Origin of the sequence: Streptomyces sp. BK208 (assembly GCF_004364245.1) — a bacterium.
Lineage (GTDB): Bacteria > Actinomycetota > Actinomycetes > Streptomycetales > Streptomycetaceae > Streptomyces.
The window spans coordinates 264,233-286,462 of sequence record NZ_SOAV01000010.1 but is presented as its reverse complement, the minus strand read 5'-3'; the positions used below and the strand labels follow the sequence as shown (position 1 = coordinate 286,462).

General features: G+C 72.8%; 19 protein-coding genes and 1 tRNA gene. 5 read left to right on the top strand and 15 right to left on the bottom strand.

The window, feature by feature from the left end; translation table 11 throughout:
- Positions 1-76 precede the first annotated feature (76 nt).
- Complete coding sequence (locus EV562_RS25060; protein ID WP_133889097.1) at positions 77-676, bottom strand: TetR/AcrR family transcriptional regulator; 600 nt, start codon at positions 674-676, stop codon at positions 77-79.
- A gap of 157 nt (positions 677-833) precedes the next feature.
- Here EV562_RS25060 and EV562_RS25055 point away from each other — a divergent pair, with 157 nt between their 5' ends.
- Positions 834-4,352: a S41 family peptidase gene (locus EV562_RS25055; protein ID WP_133889096.1), complete on the top strand. Its 3,519-nt coding sequence runs from the start codon at positions 834-836 to the stop codon at positions 4,350-4,352.
- 84 nt (positions 4,353-4,436) lie between these two features.
- Here the strand turns inward: EV562_RS25055 and EV562_RS25050 are convergent, their stop codons facing one another.
- From EV562_RS25050 to EV562_RS25035, 4 genes are all read right to left on the bottom strand, one after another.
- Positions 4,437-4,658 (bottom strand): hypothetical protein, encoded by a 222-nt coding sequence (locus EV562_RS25050; RefSeq protein WP_133889095.1) that lies wholly within the window; start codon positions 4,656-4,658, stop codon positions 4,437-4,439.
- 88 nt (positions 4,659-4,746) lie between these two features.
- Entirely contained in the window at positions 4,747-5,640 is an 894-nt protein-coding gene (locus EV562_RS25045) for an SDR family oxidoreductase (RefSeq protein WP_133889094.1), read from the bottom strand.
- On the bottom strand, positions 5,637-6,581 hold the full coding sequence (locus tag EV562_RS25040) for an alpha/beta hydrolase (protein ID WP_133889093.1): 945 nt from the start codon (positions 6,579-6,581) through the stop codon (positions 5,637-5,639). The genes EV562_RS25045 and EV562_RS25040 overlap by 4 nt, the downstream gene beginning before the upstream one ends.
- Positions 6,578-8,125, bottom strand: a complete 1,548-nt coding sequence (locus tag EV562_RS25035) for an NAD(P)/FAD-dependent oxidoreductase (RefSeq protein ID WP_133889092.1) — start codon at positions 8,123-8,125, stop codon at positions 6,578-6,580. Before EV562_RS25035 ends, EV562_RS25040 begins: the two co-directional genes overlap by 4 nt.
- A 158-nt stretch (positions 8,126-8,283) precedes the next feature.
- On the opposite strand from EV562_RS25035, the gene EV562_RS25030 reads away from it, so the two are divergent.
- A complete protein-coding gene (locus EV562_RS25030) occupies positions 8,284-8,946 on the top strand; it encodes a MerR family transcriptional regulator (protein ID WP_133889091.1) in 663 nt (220 codons plus the stop codon).
- A gap of 4 nt (positions 8,947-8,950) precedes the next feature.
- Here the strand turns inward: EV562_RS25030 and EV562_RS25025 are convergent, their stop codons facing one another.
- Complete coding sequence (locus tag EV562_RS25025) at positions 8,951-9,754, bottom strand: exodeoxyribonuclease III (RefSeq protein WP_166661978.1); 804 nt, start codon at positions 9,752-9,754, stop codon at positions 8,951-8,953.
- Positions 9,755-9,823: 69 nt separating this feature from the next.
- On the opposite strand from EV562_RS25025, the gene EV562_RS25020 reads away from it, so the two are divergent.
- Positions 9,824-10,309 carry a GNAT family N-acetyltransferase gene (locus tag EV562_RS25020; RefSeq protein WP_133889089.1) on the top strand — a complete coding sequence of 162 codons (486 nt, stop codon included), beginning with the start codon at positions 9,824-9,826 and terminating at the stop codon, positions 10,307-10,309.
- Positions 10,310-10,376: 67 nt separating this feature from the next.
- On the opposite strand, the gene EV562_RS25015 is transcribed toward EV562_RS25020, so the two are convergent.
- Positions 10,377-11,534 (bottom strand): nuclear transport factor 2 family protein, encoded by a 1,158-nt coding sequence (locus EV562_RS25015; protein WP_133889088.1) that lies wholly within the window; start codon positions 11,532-11,534, stop codon positions 10,377-10,379.
- A gap of 95 nt (positions 11,535-11,629) precedes the next feature.
- On the opposite strand from EV562_RS25015, the gene EV562_RS25010 reads away from it, so the two are divergent.
- A complete protein-coding gene (locus EV562_RS25010) occupies positions 11,630-12,601 on the top strand; it encodes a LysR family transcriptional regulator (protein ID WP_133889087.1) in 972 nt (323 codons plus the stop codon).
- A gap of 276 nt (positions 12,602-12,877) precedes the next feature.
- Here EV562_RS25010 and EV562_RS25005 read toward each other — a convergent pair.
- The 7 genes from EV562_RS25005 to galU all read right to left on the bottom strand — a co-directional run bounded on the left by EV562_RS25005 (position 12,878) and on the right by galU (position 18,540).
- Positions 12,878-12,951: transfer RNA gene (locus EV562_RS25005), tRNA-Ala, on the bottom strand.
- 51 nt (positions 12,952-13,002) lie between these two features.
- Positions 13,003-14,298, bottom strand: coding sequence for a gephyrin-like molybdotransferase receptor GlpR (gene glpR / locus EV562_RS25000; protein WP_133889086.1), 1,296 nt, complete (start codon positions 14,296-14,298; stop codon positions 13,003-13,005).
- Positions 14,299-14,470: 172 nt separating this feature from the next.
- Positions 14,471-15,151: a GNAT family protein gene (locus EV562_RS24995; protein ID WP_208298418.1), complete on the bottom strand. Its 681-nt coding sequence runs from the start codon at positions 15,149-15,151 to the stop codon at positions 14,471-14,473.
- Complete coding sequence (locus EV562_RS24990; RefSeq protein ID WP_133889084.1) at positions 15,148-15,687, bottom strand: MogA/MoaB family molybdenum cofactor biosynthesis protein; 540 nt, start codon at positions 15,685-15,687, stop codon at positions 15,148-15,150. Before EV562_RS24990 ends, EV562_RS24995 begins: the two co-directional genes overlap by 4 nt.
- On the bottom strand, positions 15,684-16,196 hold the full coding sequence (gene moaC, locus EV562_RS24985) for a cyclic pyranopterin monophosphate synthase MoaC (RefSeq protein ID WP_133889083.1): 513 nt from the start codon (positions 16,194-16,196) through the stop codon (positions 15,684-15,686). Before moaC ends, EV562_RS24990 begins: the two co-directional genes overlap by 4 nt.
- 86 nt (positions 16,197-16,282) lie before the next feature.
- Positions 16,283-17,566, bottom strand: coding sequence for a gephyrin-like molybdotransferase Glp (gene glp / locus EV562_RS24980; protein WP_133889143.1), 1,284 nt, complete (start codon positions 17,564-17,566; stop codon positions 16,283-16,285).
- A 62-nt stretch (positions 17,567-17,628) separates the two neighbouring features.
- Entirely contained in the window at positions 17,629-18,540 is a 912-nt protein-coding gene (galU, locus tag EV562_RS24975; protein WP_133889082.1) for a UTP--glucose-1-phosphate uridylyltransferase GalU, read from the bottom strand.
- A gap of 93 nt (positions 18,541-18,633) precedes the next feature.
- Between galU and EV562_RS24970 the strand changes: the two genes are divergently transcribed.
- On the top strand, positions 18,634-19,248 hold the full coding sequence (locus tag EV562_RS24970) for a 5-formyltetrahydrofolate cyclo-ligase (protein WP_133889081.1): 615 nt from the start codon (positions 18,634-18,636) through the stop codon (positions 19,246-19,248).
- A gap of 136 nt (positions 19,249-19,384) precedes the next feature.
- Here EV562_RS24970 and EV562_RS24965 read toward each other — a convergent pair whose 3' ends face one another.
- Positions 19,385-22,222, bottom strand: a complete 2,838-nt coding sequence (locus EV562_RS24965) for a penicillin acylase family protein (RefSeq protein ID WP_133889080.1) — start codon at positions 22,220-22,222, stop codon at positions 19,385-19,387.
- Positions 22,223-22,230: the final 8 nt, after the last annotated feature.

Genomic DNA, 22,230 nt, shown 5'->3' with positions numbered 1-22,230 from the left:
GGGTCTTCAGGGCAGGGGGGAACGGCCCGACGACGTGAGCGGTTACGTCAGGTGGGGCTCAGCTTCAGGGGACGGTTCAGTGGGTGGGGGCGCCGAGGGCGGGGAGGACCACGGCGTCGAGGTAGGAGGCGATGAACGCCTGCGTCGGCGGCTGGTCGTCCAGCAGCGTGCGCGTGGCGAATCCGCCGATCAGCATGTGGACGACGAAGTCCAGCGCCGGGCAGTCCGGTCTGATCTCGCCGCGGTCGATGGCGCGCTGCAGGACCTTCCGGCCCTCCGCCATCTCCGGTTCGACGAGCTGCTCCCGGAAGGCGCGGCGCAGGTCCGGATTCTGGTGCAGCGCCATGGCCAGGCCGCGCATCAGCGCGGAGTTCTGCTCCATGGTGCAGTCGTCCTCGCGGACCATCAGGGCGTGCAGGTCGCCGCGGAGGGAGCCGGTGTCGACGTCGGCGGGCGAACCCGGCTTGTTGTGCCGGACGGCCTTGACGACCAGCTCGGGCTTGCCGCCCCACTGGCGGTAGAGCGTCGCCTTGCTGGACCGGGTGCGGGCGGCCACGGCGTCCATGGTGAGTGCGTCGTACCCGACTTCGCGGAGCAGGTCGAGCACGGCCTCGTACAGCTCGGCCTCGCGCTCGGGAGTGATCCGGCTGCGGCGCGCGGTGGCGGTCTCCGTCATCTCGCTCACTCCTCTCCGTCCCGCTCGGTCAGAACGACACCGTTTCGTACATGACGAAGGTACCCCACCGCCTAACGAAACGAAACGGTTTCGTTCGTGGTCTGGGTCACGGTTGTCGGTAACGCATAAGTTGCCGGTACCCGGCAGCCGGAAAAGCATGGGGTGGGTGAGTTATCTGCGCCTTCCGCACCTCAGTGGCGGCCAGCTGTGCTTCGTGGCCGAGGACGACCTCTGGCTCGCGCCCCTCGACGGTCCGGGCCGGGCCTGGCGGCTCACCGTCGACCGCACCAAGGCCGGTCACCCCCGCTTCTCCCCCGACGGCCGGCACATCGCGTACACCAGCTGGCGCACCCTCGTGCCGGAGGTCCACCTGGTGCCGGTGGACGGCGGCCCCGGGCGGCAGCTCACCCACTGGGGCGGCCTCGACACCCGGGTCTGCGGCTGGTCTCCCCCCGATCCCGACGGCACCACCGCCGTCCTCGCCGTCGCCTCGCACGGCGAGCCCTTCTCGCACCTCACCTGGGCCTACAAGGTCGCCCCCGACGGCGATCCCGGCCGCAAGCTGCCCTGGGGACCGGTCACCGACATCCAGGCCGCCGACCTCGACGGCGAGCGCAGGACCCTCCTGCTCACCGGCACCCCGCCGCACGAGCCCGCCGCGTGGAAGCGCTACCGGGGCGGCGCCACGGGCCGGCTCTGGCTGCACGGCGAGCGGCTGCTGCCCGGCCTCGGCGGGCACCTCGCCGCGCCGATGTTCGTCGGCGGCCGGATCGCCTTCCTCTCCGACCACGAGGGCGTCGGCAACCTCTACTCCTGCGCCCACGACGGCACCGACCTGCGCCGGCACACCGACCACGACGCGTTCTACGCCCGCAACGCCGCGAGCGACGGCACCAGGGTGGTGTACCAGTGCGCGGGCGACCTGTGGCTCGTCGACGACCTCGCGCCCGGCTCGGCACCCCGCCGGCTCGACGTGCGGCTGAGCGGTCCGCGGGCGGGACGCCGTACGTACCAGGTGCCCGCCGCGCAGCACGTCGGTGGTGTCTCCGTCGACGAGACGGGCCGCGCGAGCGCCGTCGTCGTCCGCGGCGGCCTGTACTGGCTCACCCACCGCGACGGCCCGGCCCGCACCATCGCCGACACCCCGGGGGTGCGGGTGCGGCTGCCGGAGATGCTCGGGGAGAGCGGACGGATCGCGTACGTGACGGACGCGGAGGGTGAGGACGCGGTCGAGATCTCCTACCTGCCCCGGGCGACCGGCGGCCGCGCGGCCCGGCGGCTGGCCACCGGACGGCTGGGCCGGGTCCTGGAGCTGGTGTCGGACCCGGCCGGCGAGCGCCTCGCCGTCGCCTCGCACGACGGGAGGCTGCTGATCCTCGACGTCACGGAGCCGGACACGGAGGCGGCCACAGTCCTGGACGCGGCCGGCGTCGGGTACCCGGCGGACGCGGGGGACGAGGACGCGGTGGCGACGGCCGCCGGGGACTCCGGCACCCCGGGCGAGCCGGGCGGCATGGGTCTGCCGCCGACCGCCACAGGCACCGGCCCGGACGCCCCCGCCGACGACGCCGACAACGACGCCGACGCCGACGCCGGGGACACCATGACGCCGGGCGCCCCGGGCGCCCCCGCGACCGCCGAAGGCCAGGTGACCGAGCTGATCCGCTCCGTCAACGGCCCCGTGCGCGACCTCGCCTTCTCCCCCGACGGGACCTGGCTCACCTGGTCGCACCCCGGCATCGGACGCACCCTGCGGCAGATCAAGATGGCCCGGATCGACGGCCCCGAGGGCACCCTCGTCGTCGACGTCACCAACGGCCGCTTCGAGGACGAGAACCCGGTGTTCACCCGGGACGGCCGCTATCTGGCCTTCCTGTCCTGGCGCGGCTTCGACCCGGTGTACGACGTGCACACCGGCGACCTGTCCTTCCCGCTGGGCTGCCGCCCCTACCTGGTGCCGCTGTCCTCCGCGACCCCCTCCCCCTTCGCCCTCAACCCCGAGGGCCGCCCCGCCGCAGGGGGCCTGGACCCGTTGGAGGACGAGACCGGCGAGGGCGGCGCGGTCACCGTCGAGGTCGAGGGGCTGGAGAACCGGGTGACGCCGTTCCCGGTCGCCGCCTCCAAGTACTCGACGCTGGAGCCGGTGGCGGGCGGCGGCCTGGTCTGGCTGCGCTGGCCGATCTCGGGCGCGCTCGGGGAGACCTTCGCCAACCCGGCCGACCCGAGCGAGCGGCCCACGCTGGAGCACTTCAACCTGGCCAAGGCCAGGAAGTCCGAACTGGTCGACCACCTGGACTGGTTCCGGGTCAGCGGCGACGGCAGCCGCCTGGTCGTGCTCGACGAGGACGACCTGCGGGCCGTACCGGCGACCGAGGCCGGCGACGGCGACTCGACCACCTGGATCGACCTGCGCCGCATCCTGCACGAGGTCGACCCGGCCGCCGAGTGGCGCCAGGCGTACGACGAGGCGGGCCGCCTGATCCGCGCCTACTTCTGGGACCCGGGGATGTGCGGCATCGACTGGGACGGGGTCCTGGACCAGTACCGCCCGCTGCTCGAACGGGTCGCCTCCCCCGACGAGTTCGCCGACCTGCTGCGCGAGGTGCTCGGTGAGCTGGGCACCTCGCACGCCTACGTCGTCGCCGGCCGGCGCAACGAGGGCCCCGCCCACTACCAGCGGCGGCAGGGGCTGCTCGGCGCGAACCTCGTCTGCCGGGACGGGCGGTGGGTGGTCGGGCGGATCCTGCCGGGCGACTCCTCGGACTCCAAGGCCCGCTCGCCGCTGGCCGGCACGGGCATCCGCGACGGTGCCGTACTGACCCACGTCGACGGCCGCCCGGTCGACCCGGTCCTCGGCCCGTCCCCGCTGCTGGCGGGCGCCGGCGGCACCACGGTGGAGCTGACCTTCGCACCCGGCGAGGGCGTCCCCGGCCCCTCCCGCCGGGTCGCGGTCGTGCCGCTCGTCGACGAACGCCCGCTGCGCTACCAGGACTGGGTGGCCAAACGCCGTGCGGTGGTGCGGGAGTTGAGCGGCGGACAGTGCGGGTACCTGCACATCCCGGACATGGGCGGTTCCGGCTGGGCGCAGTTCAACCGCGACCTGCGCATGGAGGTGTCCCGGCCCGCGCTCATCGTGGACGTGCGCGGCAACGCGGGCGGGCACATCAGCGAGCTGGTCATCGAGAAGCTGACCAGGACCATCCTGGGCTGGGACCTCACCCGCGACGCCCAGCCGGTGTCGTACACCTCCAACGCCCCGCGCGGGCCGGTCGTCGCGGTCGCCGACGAGGCGACCTCCTCCGACGGCGACATGATCACCGCCGCGTTCAAGCTGCTGCGGCTCGGCCCGGTGGTCGGGCAGCGCACCTGGGGCGGTGTGGTCGGCATGACCGGCCGGCACCGCCTCGGCGACGGCTCGGTGATCACGGTGCCGATGAACGCCGCCTGGTTCGACGCCTACGGCTGGACCGTGGAGAACTACGGCGTCGCCCCCGACGTCGAGGCGCTGCGCACCCCCCTGGACTGGGCCGAGGGCCGCTACCCGGTCCTCGACGAGGCGGTCCGGCTGGCACTGGAGCTGCTGGAGACCAACCCGCCCGCCACACCGCCCGGTTACGACGCGGTACCCGACCGCTCGCGTCCGCCGCTGCCGCCGCGGGGGCGGGAAGGGGAGTAGGAACCTCCGCAGGGCCCGGCGGCATGGGAAAGGGCGCCCACCCGTACGACGGGGGGCGCCCTCTCACCTCACAGCGGCGGTGCGTCAGGCGTCGAAGCTGTCCGCGAGCCGCTCGTCCTCGTCGCGACGGCGCGCGGACGGGTCCTGGCGCTCCGACTCCCGGCGGCGCGAGGAGGACGGGTCCATCTCGTCCTCGTCACGACGGCGGTCGCGGTTCTGGAACTGGTCCTTCGCCTGCTCGGCGCGCTGCTTGCCCTGCTGCTGCATGCGCTCGGCCTTGTCCTGGAACTGGTCCTTCATACCCATGTGGGTTCACTCCTGTGGTGATCGGGCCCGACCGGATCGGCCGGGCGCTCGATCAGATTCACATGAGCCGTGACCGTGCGCATGTCGATCACTTACGGACCGTAGTCGCGCTGGTCGGACGCTGTTCGTCGGCCGCTCCGCCGGCCCCGACGAGGCCGGTCCGCAGGCCGTCGAGCCGGTCCCCGAAGCGCCGCATCTCGCGCTGTCCGACGGTGCCGATGACGGCGGGCAGGTAACCGCGCACGCCCTGCATGCCCCGCAGCCACCACTGCCCGTAGACGTGCGCGGAGCGGCGCTCGACGCCCTCCACGAGCCGGTCGACGGCCGGGCCCAGCGGGTAGGTCTTGTTGGACGGCCAGGGCAGCCGCTGCCGCAGCTCGCGCATCACGTCGTCCTGGTCGGCGCCGCGCACCATGTCGGTGTCGGTCCAGGACAGGTAGCCGACGCCGACCTTCACGCCCCGGTGCCCGACCTCGCCGCGCAGGCTGTGCGCGTACGCCTCGACGCCGGACTTGGAGGCGCAGTAGGCGCTCATCATCGGGGCGGGGGTGAGGGCGGCCAACGAGGCGATCTGGAGCAGGTAGCCGCGGCTCTCCAGCAGCGCGGGCAGGAAGGCGCGGGCGGTCACCGCCGAGCCGATCAGGTTGACCTCGATGACCCGCCGCCAGGACTCGGGGTCGGAGTCGACGAAGGGGCCGCCGGTGGCGACGCCCGCGTTGGCGACGACGATGTCGACCTTCCCGAAGCGTTCCCGGACCTCCGCCGCCACCCGGGCCATCGCCTCGTGGTCGGTGACGTCGGCGTGCCAGTGGTCGCTGTCGCTGTGCAACCGGGCGGAGACCTGCTTGAGTTCGTCCGGTTCCAGGCCGACCAGCGCGACCTTCACCCCGCGCGCGGACAGCTTGCGGGCCATCAACTCCCCGACGCCCCGCGCCGCTCCGGTGACGACGGCGACCCGTCCTTCCAGGCTCACCCTGCTCATGCGCCCTCCACGGCGTGTACGGCACGCTCGTCGCGTGCGCTGGGTATGTAGGTGGCCGCGAGGGCCCGTATCTTGCCGGTGACCAGTTCCGGCGCCTCCACCGGCGTCATGTGGCCGAGGCCCGGCAGTTCGGTCACGCCCACGCAGTCGGGCAGCGCGGCGGCCAGCGCGCGGGCGTGCACGGGCGGCGTCAGCCGGTCCGCCGTACCCACCACGATCTCCACCGGCATCCGCAACTCCCGTACGCCGAGGTCGAGGTCGAGCAGGTCGAGCACCTGCGACCAGCCGTGCCGCACCCGGCTCGGGCAGGCGTGCACGATCCGGGCGCAGGCGTCGACCGCCTGCGGCCGCGAACCGGGCCCCATCGTCCCGTACTTGAGGATCCGGCGGGCGAGCGGTGTGACCGGCCCGAGCGGTGCCCGGGAGCCCAGGATGCGCCGGGTCAGCCAGGTGCGCGCTCGACCCGCCCGCATCGGCAGCACCGTGGCGGACGCCACCAGACGTGCGCTGCCCGTGCTGCACAGCAGGACGGCCGCCGCGTGCTCGCGCACCGCGGGGCGGGCCGCCGCGGCCATCAGCGTCATCCCGCCCATGGAGTGCCCGGCGATCACGGCCCGCTCACCCGGCGCGAGGGTGGCCGTGAGGACGGCTTCGAGGTCGTCGGCGAGCGGCTCGGTGCCGTACGCCGGGTTGGCCGGGCTGCGCCCGTGGCCGCGCTGGTCGTAGGCGATGACGCGGTGGTCGGCGGCCAGTTCGCGGATCTGCGCCGCCCAGAAGGCGATGGAGCAGCACCAGCCGTGCGCGAGGACGACCGCGGGGGCGTCCTCGGGGCCGTGCACCTCCACGTGTATCCGGGCGCCGTCGGCGGCGGTGACGGTCAGCTCGCGGTCGGGTACGGGCGGGGCGTACGGCCCGTCGGCGACGTGCGGCAGGCGGTTCACGCGCTCACCTCGGCGTCCGCGTCGGCGGCCTTCGCCGCGGGCTCCGCGGCGGCCGTCGCGGGGGCCGGGCGCAGCACCTGGTACTCCGCGAGGTCCACGCGCCGTGTCTCCCGCCGGAACTCGGCGGTCGTGCCGGGCCAGACGGTGGTGTTGCGGCCGCTCGCGTCCAGGTACCAGCTGGTGCAGCCGCCGGTGTTCCACACCGTGCGCTTCATCCGCTCCTGCACCCGGTGGTTCCAGTTGCGCACGGCGGCGGGGCGCGGGTCGAGGGCGGTGCGGCCGCCGAGGACGTTCAGCTGACGCAGGTAGTCCGCCAGGTAGTTCAGCTGGGACTCGATCATCAGGATCATGGACGAGTTCCCGAGGCCGGTGTTGGGCCCGATGACCGTCATGAAGTTGGGGAAGCCGGCCGCCGTGCCGCCGCGCAGCGCCTCCATGCCGCCCTTCCAGGTCTCGGCCAGCGTCCGCCCGTCCGCGCCCACGACCCGCTCGGCGATGGGCATGTCGGTGACGTGGAACCCGGTGCCGAAGATGATCGCGTCCGCCTCGGCCTCGGTGCCGTCGGCGGCGACCAGCGTCGACCCCCGCACCTCGCTGAGCCCGCTCGCGACCACGTCGACGTTGGGCTCGGCGAGCGCCGGGTAGTACGTGCTCGACAGCAGGATCCGCTTGCAGCCGATGCGGTAGTCGGGGGTGAGCTTGGCGCGCAGGGCCGGGTCCTTGATGGCGGCGGCCATGTTGCGCTTGGCGATCCGCTCGACGAAGCCCAGCTCGTCGGGGTGCTTGGTGAACGCCTGCACCTGGAGTTCCCGGATGCCCCACAGCAGCCCGCGGCGCAGCCTGGTGGTGGCGGGCACCGCCCGGTGCAGGGCCCGCTCGGCGCCGCTGATGGCCCGGTCCATGCGGGGCATCACCCAGGCCGGGGTGCGCTGGAAGAGGGTGAGCCGGCCCACCGCCGGCTGGATGGACGGCACGATCTGGATGGCGGAGGCGCCGGTGCCGATCATGGCGACGCGCTTGCCGGTGAGGTCGTAGCCGTGGTCCCAGCGGGCGGAGTGGAAGACCTTGCCGGGGAAGGAGTCGAGTCCCGGGACGTCCGGCATCTTGGGGTCGGACAGCGGGCCGGTCGCGGACACGACGACGTCGGCGGTGAGGGTGCCGCGCACGGTCTCGATCTCCCACCGCAGCTGCTCGCCGTCCCACGCCATCCGCTTCACCTCCGAGTCGAAGCGGAGGTGGGGGCGCAGCCCGAAGGTGTCGGTGACGTGCTCCAGGTAGGCGCGGATGTGCTCCTGCCCGGAGAAAGTGCGCGGCCACTCGGGGTTGGGCGCGAAGGAGAAGGAGTACAGGTGGGACGGGACGTCGCAGGCACAGCCGGGGTAGCTGTTGTCCCGCCAGGTGCCGCCGACGCTGCCGGACCGCTCCAGTACGACGAAGTCGGTGATCCCTTCGCGCCGCAGCCGCACGGCGGCCCCGAGGCCGCCGAAGCCGGAACCGATCACCGCCACCCGTACGTGTTCGTGAACCTGCCCTTGCTCGGCCATCTGGGAGCCTCCACGCTTGCCTGGACCGTCTGGAACCTGGAACCGCCTCGAACCATGCCAGTGAACACTGGCGCAATGGGAGCGTAGAACAGGTCCGTACTCATGGGTAGGGGTCGGGCGGAGGAAAGTTACCGGCGGTACGCCCTAAGGTCGTGGACGTGACCGAGAAGCGCGAATACCGCATAGAGGAACTGGCCCGGCTGGCCGGCATCACGGTGCGCACCCTGCGCTTCTACCGCGAACGCAAACTGATCCCGCCGCCCCGCCGCGAGGGCCGCATCGCCTGGTACGACGACCACCACCTGGCCCGGCTGCGCACCATCGCCGCGCTGCTGGACCGCGGCCACACCCTGAACGGCATCGCGGAACTGGCCGACGCCTTCGACCACGGCCGCGACGTCGGCGACCTGCTCGGCCTCGGCCAGCCCACCGAGGAGACCCCGGTCCGCCTCACCCCCGAGGAACTCGCCGCCCGCTTCGAGGGCGAGGTCACCCCGGAGAACCTGGCCGCCGCGATGGAGCTGGGCTACCTCGGCACCGACGGCGACGAACTGGTCCACATCAGCCACCGCCTGCTGGAGGTCTCCTCCGCCCTGGTCCGCGAGGGCATACCGCTCGGCGAGGTCCTCCAGGCCGGCGCCCGCGTCCGCGAACACGCCGACGCCCTCGCCGAACTCTTCGCCGACCTGATACTGCGCCACGCCCCCGAACGGGACCTCCACCGCCTGCGCCCGCTGGCCCGCAGCGTGGTGGAGGCGGAACTGTCCCTGGCGCTGGACCGGCGGATGCGCCGGCAGACGGACCGGACGGGGGGCGAGTGACCCCTCAGCGGTCGTAGACCACCGTGACCGGCGCGTGGTCGGACCAGCGCTCGGCGTGCGTGGCGGCCCGCTCGACGTACCCCTTGAGCGCCTTGGCGGCCAGGCCCGGGGTGGCGGCGTGGAGGTCGATCCGCCACCCGCTGTCGTTGTCGAAGGCCCGGCCCCGGTACGACCACCACGAGTACGGCCCCTCGACGTCCGGGTGCAGGGCGCGCACGACGTCCACGTAACCGCCGTCGGCCGGGTCCAGGACGCGGGTCAGCCACTCCCGCTCCTCCGGCAGGAACCCGGAGTTCTTCTTGTTGGCGCGCCAGTTCCTCAGGTCGGCCTCACGGTGGGCGATGTTCCAGTCGCCGCAGACCACGACCTCCCGCCCCTCGGCGGCGGCGCGCTCGCGCAGCTCCTTCAGGTAGGCCAGGAACTCGCCCATGAAGCGGATCTTCTCGTCCTGGCGCTCGGTGCCGACCTCGCCGGAGGGGAGGTAGAGGGAGGCGACCGTCACACCGGGCAGGTCGGCCTCGACGTAGCGGCCGCCGGTGTCGAACTCGGACGAACCGAAGCCGACCCGGACGGCGTCGGGCTCGCGGCGGGTGTAGAGGGAGACGCCGGCGCGGCCCTTGGCGGCCGCGGGGGCGTGCGTCACGTGCCAGCCCTCGGGGGTGCGGACGTGTTCGGGCAGCTGGCCGGCTTCGGCCCGCACCTCCTGGAGGCACAGCACGTCGGCGGAGGTGCCGGCGAGCCACTCCACGAAGCCCTTCTTCGCGGCGGCGCGCAGGCCATTGACGTTGACGGAGGTCACGGTGAGCACCCCGGCACGATACCGGCACACTGGACGGTGCCCCGATCCCGGACTTAGCATCGATATACGGTAGGTAGCATGAACATACGCCGGGTCCCCTTCGACCACCCCGACGCCGTGAAGCTCAACGACGAGGTCCAGGCCGAGTACGACGTCCGCTACGGCGACGGCGGCGACGCCACGCACCTGGACCCCTCGGACTTCGCGCCGCCGAACGGCCACTACCTGATCGCGTACGACGAGAACGGGGTCCCCGTCGCCTCGGGCGGCTGGCGCAGCCAGGACGCCAACGACGAGGGGAACCTCGACGGGGACGCGGAGCTCAAGCGGATGTTCGTGATCGAGCAGATGCGCGGACGCGGTCTGGCCCGCCGCATCCTGGCCGCCCTGGAGGAGGACGCCCGTGCGGCGGGCCGGACCCGGATGGTGCTGGAGACGGGCACCAAGCAGCCGGAGGCGGTGGCCCTGTACACGTCCAGCGGTTACGAGCCGTGCGGGAAGTTCGGCTACTACCGCTTCCACGAGGAGAGCCTCTGCTACGCGAAGGCCCTCCAGGTCCCGTAGCGCGCCGCACCGGCACGGGCGCCCTGGAGGTCGTTCCCCGTGTGTGCGGTGAGCGTTCCCCGGCTCCTCAGGGGTGGCGGTGATACGCCTTGTTGGCGATGCGCCAGCCGTGGTCGGCGTGGACCAGCAGGAAGATGTCGGTGAAGGTGTCCGGGCCGTGCGAGAGCGTCATGGTCGCGGTCGCGACGGTGCCGTGGACGTCGAGGGTGTCGATGCGGCGTGAGCGGGTCGCCTCGTCCGGGGCCGGCCGGCCCTGGAAGAGGGCGCAGTACTCGTCCAGGGGCCAGGAGACGAAGGCGCCGCCGCGGAGTCCCTCGATGTGGGCGGTGGGCAGGAACGCGTCGCGGAAGTGGGCGGGGTCGCCGGTGGCGTGTCCGCGGATGTAGGCGCGGAGTGGTTCGAGTACGGCGTCTGCCGCGGCGGGCGCCGTGGCGGCGACGGCGATGTCGGCTTCGGAGTCGGCTGGGGTGTGGGCCGGGCCGGCCGCGCCGCGCAGGGGGGTGTGGGACGCGGCGGCCAGCAGAGCCATGTCCTTGGCCAGTGCGCCGATGGTGAACTCGGCCGTGCCGGCGCCGGGCCGGTCGGTGAGGAAGGGGCGTTTGCGGGCCACGAGCCCGCCCAGTTGGCCGAGTTCGAGGACGTCCAGTACCTGGGTCCGGGGCAGGCCGAGGGCGTCGGCCTGCCGTAGCGCGTCGCGCAGCGCGAGGACGGCGCCGGCGAGGCTGTGGTTGGCGATCAGCTTCAGGGCGGCGGCGGTGGAGGCGTCGTCGACGGGCCGCACGGTGCCGAGCGCTGCCAGGACCGGCCTGACTCGGTCAAGCGTCTCCTGGTTGGCGGCGGCAAGGATCTGCAGGGCTCCGGCGGCGGCGGCCGGTACGGAGCCGAGCACGGGCGCGTGGATGTAGGCCGGGCCGATGTGCCGGGCCAGGGCCGAGGCTTCGGCGGGGGCGACGGTGCTGGTGTTCAGGACCGTCGCCCCCGCACGCAGGGAGTCACGGACGTCGTCGAGGACTTGCCGGCAGGCGGGGCCGTCGAACAGTGCCAGGAGCACGAGGTCGGCCTTCGCCACGGCGTCGTTCGGATCACCGGTCGTCTCGACGGTGCCCGACGTGTGCCCGGAGCGTGTCCAGCCGACGACGTCCCAGCCCTGGCCGGCCAGTCGCGTCGCGATCGCCTCGCCCATGCGTCCCAGGCCGAGGACGGCGATCGTGTGTGGTGGGGTCATGCGCGCCAGGCTGGTGCAGCACACGGGCTGCGACAAGCGCAGGTCGTGCAGGGCGGCTCTGCGGAGCCCGCATAGCGGCTGGTCATACTGGCGCCATGGAACTGACGGTGTGGCGGACCTTCGTGACCGTGTGCCGACTCGGGTCGCTGTCGGCGGCGGCCGCCGAACTCCATCACACGCAGTCGGCCGTCTCCCGGCAGATCGCCGGTCTGGAGCGGCAGCTCGGCGTGCCCCTGATGGAGCGGCACGCGCGCGGTGTGCGCCCGACCCCGGCCGGCGAGGTGTTCCGCCACCACGCTCTGGCCACGCTCAACGAGGCGGACCGTGCCGTAAGCGCGGCACGGGAGGCGGGCGACGGGGCGTTCGACCGGCCACTGACCATAGGTGCGACACCCTCTCTCGCCGCGGGGATCGTTCCCGAGGCCGTCCGGGCGCTGCTGCGGCAGGCCGGTCCGGTCCGGTGGAGCCTGCTTCCCGGTCTGAGCGCACAGCTGCACCACCGTGTGACCACCGGCGATCTCGACATCGCCGTGGTCACCGACGCACCGCCGGGCCTGCCCCATGACCCGCGGGTCGAACGCCGGTTCCTCGGGCTGGACGACATGGTCGTCGCACTGCCCGTCGACCACCCGTCGGCCGGGCGCGGCCCGGTGCACATGCGCACACTGGCCGACCAGATCTGGGCCGAGGACAACGACGGTTCGGCGGCACTCCTGCACCAGCACGCCGCCCGCGCCGGTGTCGGCGCCCGCATCGACCTCGCCGCGGCGGATCTGCCCGGCAAACTGGCCCTGGTCGCGACCGGCCACGCCATCGCGCTGATCCCCGGGGTGCTGGCGCGCGCACTGCGGACCGACGTCACCACCGTGGAGCTCGTCGATCCCCCGACCCGCGGCATCTACACGATCACGCCACGGCGCGACCCCCACCCCCGCGCGGCGTCCCTGCTCGACCAGCTCACCGTGGCCTTCGCCTCGGCCCGCCCTCCCCATGCCGCTCTCCGGCCGAGTGGTACGGATGCCCACGTCGCCGGACCGGCACTTCACGACGGCATCACACCGTCGTGAGCCGGCTCTCCGGCGTCGGGACACCGCCGGCTTTCACAACTGCCGGACGCGGCTCGGCGTTTGTGTTCAGGGGTGCGTGCGGCCGTCGATCTCCACGCCCGCAAGGCAGTGCGTCTCCAGGAAACGCCGCCGTGAGCCCACCCGCAGGCGGACGAACTGCCCGCCGTACGCGGCACGTCCGGCAAACACCCCGGAAACGACGGAGATCCCGCGCGATCATCATGATCGCCGGGATCTCGTCAACCGAACTTGAGCTGACTCAAGGACGGCCGTGCGTGGACCTGAGGGGATTCGAACCCCTGGCCCCCTCGATGCGAACGAGGTGCGCTACCGGACTGCGCCACAGGCCCTTGCAACGAGTGAAACTTTAGCACCCCTACCGGCCTGCTCAAAAATCGCTTCTACTCGTTGGCCGCGCGGGGCCGGTCGCCGTCTTCGTACTGGTCGAAGAGCGGGGTGCGGCCCCGTTCCCTGGCCCGGCGGGCCGACGCGGCACGGCGGGCGTCGCTGCGGCCGGGGGTCTCCGGGCGCTCCTCGGCCTCGGTCGCCGGACGCTCCCCGGCAGGGGCCGCCGGGCGGTCCCGGTCCGGCGTCGAGGCCCGGGCGGCGTCCTCCTGGTCGGGCGCGACGGCGCTGGAGCGGGCCGAGCTCCACGCGTCCGGCGCCGCCAGGTCCACGTCGGGCGTGGCACGGGGGGCGACCGGCGCGGTCACGTAGGTCGGCAGGGGCACCGGCACGGGGTCCCAGCTGTCGCCCTGCGGACGCCCCCGGCGCTCCCGCTGCTGGTCGACCCACTCGGCGTGGTCGGTCTGCTCGACCAGCGCACGCCGGTCCGCGGCGAGCGCCGACATGCCGGCACCGGGCTCCGCGTCGGGGCCGTCGTCCGGTTCCTCCGTGTCGAGGTCGCCGGCGGGTCCGGCGGGCCCGCCGGGCCCGCCGGGGGCGGCAGGTGTGCGCCGGCGCGGGCGGGGGTCGCGGTCGCGCAGCCGCTGAGCGGCGACCTCGGCCTGGCGGCGGTCCATCTGGAAGGCGAAGCGGCGGCGTTCCTGCGCGCGCAGGTGGGCGATGTAGGCGCTGAGCAGCACCGCGGGCACCCCCGGCGCCCACAGGAACGCGAGCCCGCCGACCGCCGCGACGACCGCGCCGAGCGTGAAGGCCAGGAAGAGCATCACGGTGGTACGCCGGCGGCGGGCGAGAACCTTGGTGCGCCGGGCCCGTGCCGCGGCCGCCGCAGGTGACTCGGGCGCGCGCCGGGCGTGCGGCACCTGTCCCCGCGCCGGTGCCGTACCGCTCTCCACCGGATGGCCGGGTGCCGGGGACTGCCCGGATCTGGGGTGGTGCCCGGGGCCGCCCGGCTGCGGGCGTGCCGTCTCGGGCCGCTCCGCCGTCTGCTGCGGCGGGGCCGGCCGGGTGTGCCGTCGGGTCCTGGACACGGCGAAGGCCCGGACGTCCACCGAGTCGGTGACGGCGTCCGGGGCGTCGGTGCCGGGCTCCGCCTCGTCGGCGGGGCGCGACCGCAGGTCCTTGGCGTACCGGCGCTCCATGCCCGCCCGTCCGGACAGCAGCCGGATGGCGGTACTGAAGCGTTCCGTCGGACGGGCCTCGTTCAGCTCGTCCTGCCTACGGAGCCACATCGGCACCAAGTAGGCGGCCCAGGCCCCGACGATGACTGCGTAGATCAGGCCGCTGCTGCTCACGCCTCACACGGTAGAGGGGTTTGTGTGAGGCCATCCGCCAATTGAGCCGGTGTGTCGCACGATCTGGCTGATATTTCGAACTTTTCTTGTGACCGATCCGATCAGCCGACTGTCAGGGCGGGAAATTACCCGTCCCCGGACGATCGCCACGCGATCAAATTCGAACGTGTATTCAATTTCCGATGTTCCCGGCGTTCCCGCTGCTCCCGCCGCTTCCTCTGTTGCCCGCGTTCGGCGCGCCGCGGTCCCGCGACCGGCGCCAGCGCCGCAGCAGACCCTCGGGAACCTCTTCCGCGGTGAGCGCGAAGACGAGATGGTCCCGCCAGGCTCCGTCGATGTGCAGATAACGCGGCCTGAGACCCTCCTCGCGGAATCCGAGTTTCTCCACGACCCGGCGACTGGGCGCGTTCTCGGGGCGAATACAGACCTCGACGCGGTGCAGTCCGACGGTGCGGAAACAGTGGTCCACGGCCATCGCCACGGCCGTCGGCATCACACCGCGGCCGGCCACCGCCTCGTCCACCCAGTAGCCGACGTGTCCGGAGCACATCGAGCCCCAGGTGATGCCGGCCACCGTCAACTGACCGACCAGCCGCCCCTGGTACTCGATGACGAACGGCAGCATCCGGCCCGCGTGCGCCTCGGACCTCAGGTGCCGCACCATCTGCCGGTAGGTCGGCCGGTGCGCGATCGGACCGGCGGGCCCGGGCGGCGGAATGGTGGCCTCCCACGGGCGCAGCCAGTCCCGGTTGCGCCGGTTGACCTCGCGCCAGGTCCGCTGGTCGCGCAGCCTTATCGGCCTCAGGACGATGTCGCCGTCCCTCAGCTCCGCGGGCCAGGAGGGGCTGTTCAGCTCGCACCCCCGTCACTGGCGGGTCTCGGGTGGTCGCCGCCGCGGAGCTGGTCCACGGCGTGCCTCAACAGCGGCTCCAGTACGGCCAGGCCGTCCTTCACACCGCCGGAGGAGCCCGGCAGGTTGACGATCAGCGTCCCGCCCGCCACTCCGGCCAGGCCTCTGGAGAGGGCCGCGGTCGGCACCTTGTCCCGGCCGTACGCCCGGATCGCCTCCGCGATGCCCGGGACCTCGTGGTCGATCACGGCGCGGGTCGCCTCGGGGGTGCGGTCGGTGGGCGAGATGCCGGTGCCGCCGGTGGTGACGATCACGTCGTACCCCGCGTCGGCGCCCGCCCGCAGCGCCGCCTCGACGGGGTCGCCGTCGGGCACCACCCGAGGGCCGTCGACGCTGAAGCCGAAGCCGCGCAGGCCCTCGGCGACCAGCGGGCCGCCCTTGTCCTCGTAGACACCGGCGGCGGCGCGGTTGGACGCCGTGACCACCAGGGCGGTGTACGGTCCGGGCGGCGCGCCGCCCACGGAACCGTGGGGGGTCATGACCGGTTCCAGTCGCCGGACTTGCCGCCCGTCTTCTGTTCCACCCGCACGTCCGTGATGACCGCTCCCTTGTCGACCGCCTTGACCATGTCGACCACGGTGAGCGCGGCGACGGAGACCGCGGTGAGCGCCTCCATCTCGACGCCCGTGCGATCCGTCGTCTTCACCGTGGCGGTGATCTCCACGGCGTCGTCCGCGACCGACAGGTCCAGTTTCACACCGGACACCGACAACGGGTGGCACAGGGGAATCAGGTCGGGGGTGCGTTTGGCGCCCATGATGCCCGCGATGCGGGCGGTGGCCAGGGCGTCGCCCTTCGGTACGCCCTCGCCGCGCAGCAGCTCGATCACGCGGGGCGCGACCAGGACGCGTCCACTGGCGCGGGCGGTGCGCGCGGTCACGTCCTTGCCGGACACGTCGACCATGCGGGCGGCGCCCGCCTCGTCGATGTGGGTCAGCCGGTCCTGCGGGTCCTGTCCGCCGCTCGGCGCTCGGTCCTGCGTACTCATGCTCGTGTGGCGCTCCCGGTCGTGGCCCGGCGCGGTGCGGCGCGTGGGCCTGCTGTGCGCGACACGGTACCGCCATCGGGGGCCGGTCAGCCGAGCAGGACCACCTCGACCCGGGCGCCGGGCTCGACGGACTCGGTGTCCTCGGGGACGACGATCAGCGCGTTCGCCTGCGCGAGGGCGGCCACCAGGTGGGAGCCGGAGCCGCCGACGGGGGTGACCCGTCCGTCGGCGTGGCTGCCGCGCAGGAACTGCCGGCGGCCCTTCGGCGAGGTCAGCGCCTTGTCCGCGGCCAGGGACGCGGTGACCGTCGGGCGGTGCACGTCGGGCAGTCCCATCAGGGTGCGGATCGCGGGCCGCACGAACAGCTCGAAGGAGACGTACGACGACACCGGGTTGCCGGGCAGCGCGAGCAGCGGGGTGTGGTCGGGGCCGATCGAGCCGAAGCCCTGGGGCTTGCCCGGCTGCATGGCGAGCTTGCGGAAGTCCACCCCGCCGCCCGGCTCGTCCTCGTCACCGACGTGCGCCAGCGCCTCCTTGACCACGTCGTACGCCCCGACGCTGACGCCGCCGGTGGTGACCATCAGGTCGGCGCGCACCAGTTGGTCCTCGATGGTGGACCGCAGGGTGTCGGCGTCGTCGGTGACGGCGCCCACCCGGTAGGCGATGGCGCCCGCGTCGCGGGCGGCCGCGGTGAGCGCGAAGCTGTTGGAGTCGTAGATCTGACCGGACGCCAGCTGCTCGTCGGGCTGGACGAGTTCACTGCCCGTGGAGAGCACCACCACGCGCGGGCGGGGGCGCACGCGGACCGTGCCCCGGCCGATCGCGGCGAGCAGGCCGATCTGCGGCGGGCCGAGCACCGTGCCGGCCGCCAGGGCGCGGTCGCCGGAGCGGACGTCGCTGCCCTTGGCGCGGACGTGCGCCCGCTCCTCGGCCGGGCGGTACACGTGGACGTGGCCCTCGGCGCCCTCGGGGGCGAGACTGCGGGCGCGCATGCCCGCCACGGGGCCCTCACCGAGCCCGCCGTCGGTCCACTCCACGGGGACGACGGCCTCGGCGCCGGGCGGCAGCGGGGCGCCGGTCATGATGCGGGCCGCCTGGCCGGGGCCCACGGTGACCGGGTCGGCCTGGCCGGCGGCGACGTCTCCGACGACCTCCAGGACGGCGGGGAACTCCTCGCTGGCGCCCGCGACGTCGGTGACCCGCACCGCGTACCCGTCCATGGAGCTGTTGTCGAACGGCGGCAGGGACAGCGGCACCGTGATGTCGTCGACCAGCACGCAGCCCTGGGCGTCGAGCAGGTTCAACTCGATGGGGTCCAGGGGGCGGACGGTGGCCAGGACGTCGTCGAGGTGGTCCTGGACCGACCACAGCCGGTCCGGTCCCGGGTCCGCGAGGGCGTGGTCGTGGCCGGTGTCACGGTGCGCGCTGCTGCTCAACGTCCTTGCATCTCCTCGGCTACGTAACTGCGGAGCCAGGTCCGGAAGTCCGGGCCCAGGTCCTCACGTTCGCATGCGAGTCTGACAATGGCACGCAGGTAGTCGCCGCGGTCGCCGGTGTCATAGCGGCGGCCCTTGAAGACGACGCCGTGCACGGGACCGCCGGCCTTCTCGTCCGCCGCGAGCTGCTGGAGGGCGTCGGTGAGCTGGATCTCGCCGCCGCGGCCGGGCTCGGTCTTGCGGAGTATGTCGAAGATGCGCGGGTCGAGAACGTAGCGGCCGATGATGGCGTAGTTGGAGGGGGCCTCGGCCGCCTCGGGCTTCTCGACCAGCCCGGTGACCTTGACGACGTCGCCGTCGCCGGTCGGGGCGACGGAGGCGCAGCCGTAGAGGTGGATCTGCTCCGGCTCGACCTCCATGAGGGCGACCACGCTGCCGCCGTACTGCTCCTGGACGTCGATCATGCGCTGGAGCAGGGGGTCGCGCGGGTCGATCAGGTCGTCGCCGAGCAGCACCGCGAAGGGCTCGTGGCCGACGTGCGGAGCGGCGCACAGGACGGCGTGGCCGAGGCCCTTGGGGTCGCCCTGGCGGACATAGTGGATCATTGCCAGGTCGCTGGACTCCTGGACCTTGGCCAGGCGGCCCGCGTCGCCCTTCTTCTGGAGGGCGGACTCCAGTTCGTAGTTGCGGTCGAAGTGGTCTTCCAGGGGGCGCTTGTTGCGGCCCGTGACCATGAGGACGTCGCCGAGGCCCGCGGCCACGGCCTCTTCGACCACGTACTGGATCGCCGGCTTGTCGACGACCGGCAGCATCTCCTTGGGAGTGGCCTTGGTGGCCGGCAGGAACCGGGTACCGAGACCGGCTGCTGGGATGACAGCCTTGCTGATCCTGGGGTGGGACTGAGTCATGCGCGCCACCATATCCGGTGCCTATGGGGAGAATCTGTGACTCGGGATCATAGGCGCTCATATGAGCGCATTAGCGCGGTACGGGAGTCATCCATGTCTCATCTCGGCCCTGTGGACGAACCTGACAAGCGGACGTTGCGGCGGGACATCCTCGCGGCGAGGAACAGGTTGACACCGGATGACGTGCGGGAAGCCGCGCGGGCGCTGGCCGGGCGGGCGCTCGGGCTGCCGGAGCTTGCGGGGGCGCGCGCCGTGGCGGCGTACGTCTCCGTGGGCGCCGAGCCCGGCACTCTCGCGCTCCTGGACGCGCTGCGCGCGCGGGGTGCCCGGGTCCTGCTGCCCGCGCTGCTGCCGGACAACGACCTGGACTGGGGCGAGTACACCGGGGAGGACTCCCTCGCGCGCGTGCGGCACGGCGGGCGGATGGAGCTGTGCGAGCCCGCCGGCGAGCGCTTGGGGCCGGACGCGGTGACGCTGGCCGACGTCGTGCTGCTGCCCGGGGTGGCGGTGGACGGGCGCGGCCTGCGGCTCGGACGCGGCGGCGGGTCGTACGACCGGGTGCTCGCGCGCCTGGAGGCGGCGGGCGCGCGTCCCGCGCTGCTGGTGCTGCTGTACGACCGGGAGGTCGTCGCGCGCGTCCCCGCCGAGCCGCACGACCGGCCGGTGGACGCGGTGGTGACGCCTTCGGGGGTGCGCAGGTTCCGCTGACAAGCAGGTTCCGCTGACGCGCGGGGTCCGCCGACGCGCGGGGTCCGCCGACGCGCGGGGTCCACCGGCGCCGGGACGCACGGAAACGGCCTCCACGCGTGCGTGGAGGCCGTTTCCGTCAGTCGGCGCGTGGCGGCTACGGCTTGAGCACCAGCGTGTCGCTCGTGCTCTCGTCCACCGCCTTCTTGGAGAAGGACCACGGCAGCAGCTCGCCCTCGGCCCACTTGTCGGTCTGGTCGGTGTAGTGGGCGCTGTAGGCGTGTCCGGAGGCGCCGGTGAGGTTGATCCAGCGGGACTTGTCGAGGTCGCCGAGGTTGACCACCATCCGCATGGACGGCACCCAGATCACCCCGTAGCCGCCGGCCGCGTTCCAGCCGGAGGCGTTGACCGCCGCCTCGCCGCCGCTCAGCTTCCAGGGGCCGCGGTTGAGCGCGTACTTCAGGAATCCGGGGCCCTCGGTGCCCAGGGTCTGGTTCTTCAGGAACAGGCGGTGCAGCCGGCCCCAGTTCCAGGAGTCGATGTCCTTGCCGAGCTTGGCCGTCAGCTCCCAGCGGGCGTCGGTCATGGCGCGCTTGAACAGGTCGTCGCGGTTGTGGTCGGCGCCCTTGCGGGTGCCGCTGGCCGGCGTCGTCCACCAGTCGCTCTTCGGCTTGTCCAGCATCGTGCGGACCACCTCGAACCAGCGGTCGCCGCCGTCCGGCTGGGCCTGGCCGGCCTCGCGCTGGCCGCACTCGCGGACCTTGTTGGTCTCGTCCGCGGGACCGGTGGTGTTGACCGGGTCGACCCACAGGCACTGGCCCTCGGTCCGCAGTTCCTTCGGCAGCTTGTTGCCGAAGGCGAGCTTGAGGATGTTGCGCCAGACGGCGTTGAAGTAGGCGGCGGCGGCCGAGTCGGCGTCCTGGGTGTAGTCCCAGCCCTCCAGCAGCTTCTGCGCCTCGCGGACGTCCTTGTCGGCGACGTCGATCTTCAGCAGCTGGGGCACGAGCAGCTTGGCCATCTCGCTGCTGTTGTCCAGCTGCATCTGGCGCATGTCGTCGGTGGAGATCTTGCCGCCGTCCTTGATCTTCTGCTCGATCAGGGAGGTGATGCGCTGGCTGCGGGCGCCGTAGCCCCAGTCCGTGGTGAGCGTGTACGGGTAGTCGTCCTCGTCGACGACGGCCTGGTTGGCGGTGACGATGTAGCCGCGGTCCGGGTCGTACTCGTAGGGCAGCTCGTCCTGGTCGATGTACTCACCGGTCCAGCGGTACTTGGGGCTCCACCCCGGCGCCGGGACGGACCCGTCGTGGCCCTCGGCGCGCACCGGGATGCGGCCGGGCAGCGTGTAGCCGATGTGCTCGCTGTCGGCGTAGACCAGGTTCTGCGAGGGCACGTCGAACAGGGTGGCGGCCTCGCGGAAGTCGTCCCAGTTCCGCGCCCTGTCGATCGCGAAGACGGCGTCCATGGAGGTGCCCGGCTCCAGCGCGGTCCAGCGCAGGGCGACGCCGTAGCCGTCGCCGCGGTCGGGGGCGGAGCTGTCGACGGTGGCCTTCTTGCCGGTCTTCACCAGTTCGTCGTCGCGGTCGGAGAGCAGGGGGCCGTTGTTGGTCTCGCGGACGACGATCTTCTTGGAGTCGCCGCCGGCGACCTTGATGGTCTCCTCGCGCGTCTTGAAGGGGACCACCTTGCCGTCGTACTGGTAGCCCGCGCCGGTGATCTTCTCCAGGTACAGGTCGGTGACGTCGGCGCCGGAGTTGGTCAGGCCCCAGGCGATCTCCTGGTTGTGGCCGATGACGACGCCGGGCATGCCCGCGAAGGTGTAGCCGGCCGCGTCGTACTGGCACTTGGCGGAGACGGTGCGGCAGTGCAGGCCCATCTGGTACCAGACCGACGGCAGGGACGGCGACAGGTGCGGGTCGTTGGCCAGCAGCGGCTTGCCGGTGATGGTGTGCTTGCCGGAGACGACCCAGGAGTTGGAGCCGATGCCGTTGCCGTTCACGCCGACGGCGGTGGGGACGTCGTCCAGGACGTCCTGGAGTCCGGCCAGTTGCCCCTGGAGAGCGCTGCCGCTGTCGCTGCCGGTGCCCGATCCGGTCCCGGAGCCGGTGCCCGATCCGGTCCCGGAGCCGGTGCCCGATCCGGTTCCCGTGCCGGTGCCGGTTCCCGTGCCCGTGCCGTCGCTGCCGGACGAACCGCCGTCGCCGCCGTCGAACGTCCGGGTGAGCTCGTCGTACTGGCCCTCCTGGACGATCGCCTTGTTGCGGTCGTACGGGTACGCCGGGTAGAGGTCGGCGATCTGCTTGGGGCCCAGGCGGCTGGTCATCAGGGCGCGGTCGATCTCGTCCTGCATGTTGCCGCGCAGGTCCCAGGCCATCGCCTTGAGCCAGGCCACCGAGTCGACCGGGGTCCACTCCTGGGGCTTGTAGTCGTTGGTGAAGCCGAGCGCGGCGTACTCCAGGGAGATGTCCGCGCCCTCCTTGCCCTTCAGGTAGGCGTTGACGCCCTTGGAGTACGCCTGGAGGTACTTCTTCGTGGAGGCCGACAGCTTCTCGTCGTACTCCTTCTGCGCCACCCGGTGCCAGCCCAGGGTGCGCAGGAACTCGTCGTTGTCGATCTGGCCCTTGCCGAACATCTCCGACAGGCGGCCCGCGGTCATGTGCCGGCGGACGTCCATCTCGTAGAACCGGTCCTGCGCCTGGACGTAGCCCTGCGCCATGAACAGGTCCTCGTCGGTGGAGGCGTAGACCTGGGGGATGCCGTATCCGTCGCGCTTCACGTCGACCGGCCCCGACAGGCCGTCCAGCGTGATCGAGCCCTTGGTCTGCGGGAAGGACGCGCGGACGGTGCTGATCGTCCAGTACGCCCCGAAGGCAAGGCCCCCGATGACGGCCAGGACCAGCACCAGGACGAGCAGCCGGCCCTTGCGCCCCTTCTTCCTGCCGGACGTCCGGGACGTGCCGGACTGCTGACCCGTGAAGGCGGTGGTGGTGGGGGGCATCGCTGTCC

What these genes read in the sequence shown, in the direction of transcription:
- EV562_RS25035 (WP_133889092.1), bottom strand. Translation starts at nt 8,125, where the DNA reads ATGGCCGAGCAAGGGCAGGTTCACGAACACGTACGGGTGGCGGTGATC.
- EV562_RS25045 (WP_133889094.1), bottom strand. Translation starts at nt 5,640, where the DNA reads ATGAGCAGGGTGAGCCTGGAAGGACGGGTCGCCGTCGTCACCGGAGCG.
- EV562_RS25015 (WP_133889088.1), bottom strand. Translation starts at nt 11,534, where the DNA reads ATGACCCCACCACACACGATCGCCGTCCTCGGCCTGGGACGCATGGGC.
- EV562_RS25060 (WP_133889097.1), bottom strand. Translation starts at nt 676, where the DNA reads ATGACGGAGACCGCCACCGCGCGCCGCAGCCGGATCACTCCCGAGCGC.
- EV562_RS25050 (WP_133889095.1), bottom strand. Translation starts at nt 4,658, where the DNA reads ATGGGTATGAAGGACCAGTTCCAGGACAAGGCCGAGCGCATGCAGCAG.
- moaC (WP_133889083.1), bottom strand. Translation starts at nt 16,196, where the DNA reads ATGAGTACGCAGGACCGAGCGCCGAGCGGCGGACAGGACCCGCAGGAC.
- galU (WP_133889082.1), bottom strand. Translation starts at nt 18,540, where the DNA reads ATGACTCAGTCCCACCCCAGGATCAGCAAGGCTGTCATCCCAGCAGCC.
- EV562_RS24965 (WP_133889080.1), bottom strand. Translation starts at nt 22,222, where the DNA reads ATGCCCCCCACCACCACCGCCTTCACGGGTCAGCAGTCCGGCACGTCC.
- EV562_RS24990 (WP_133889084.1), bottom strand. Translation starts at nt 15,687, where the DNA reads ATGACCCCCCACGGTTCCGTGGGCGGCGCGCCGCCCGGACCGTACACC.
- EV562_RS25055 (WP_133889096.1), top strand. Translation starts at nt 834, where the DNA reads ATGGGGTGGGTGAGTTATCTGCGCCTTCCGCACCTCAGTGGCGGCCAG.
- EV562_RS25010 (WP_133889087.1), top strand. Translation starts at nt 11,630, where the DNA reads ATGGAACTGACGGTGTGGCGGACCTTCGTGACCGTGTGCCGACTCGGG.
- EV562_RS25020 (WP_133889089.1), top strand. Translation starts at nt 9,824, where the DNA reads ATGAACATACGCCGGGTCCCCTTCGACCACCCCGACGCCGTGAAGCTC.
- EV562_RS24970 (WP_133889081.1), top strand. Translation starts at nt 18,634, where the DNA reads ATGTCTCATCTCGGCCCTGTGGACGAACCTGACAAGCGGACGTTGCGG.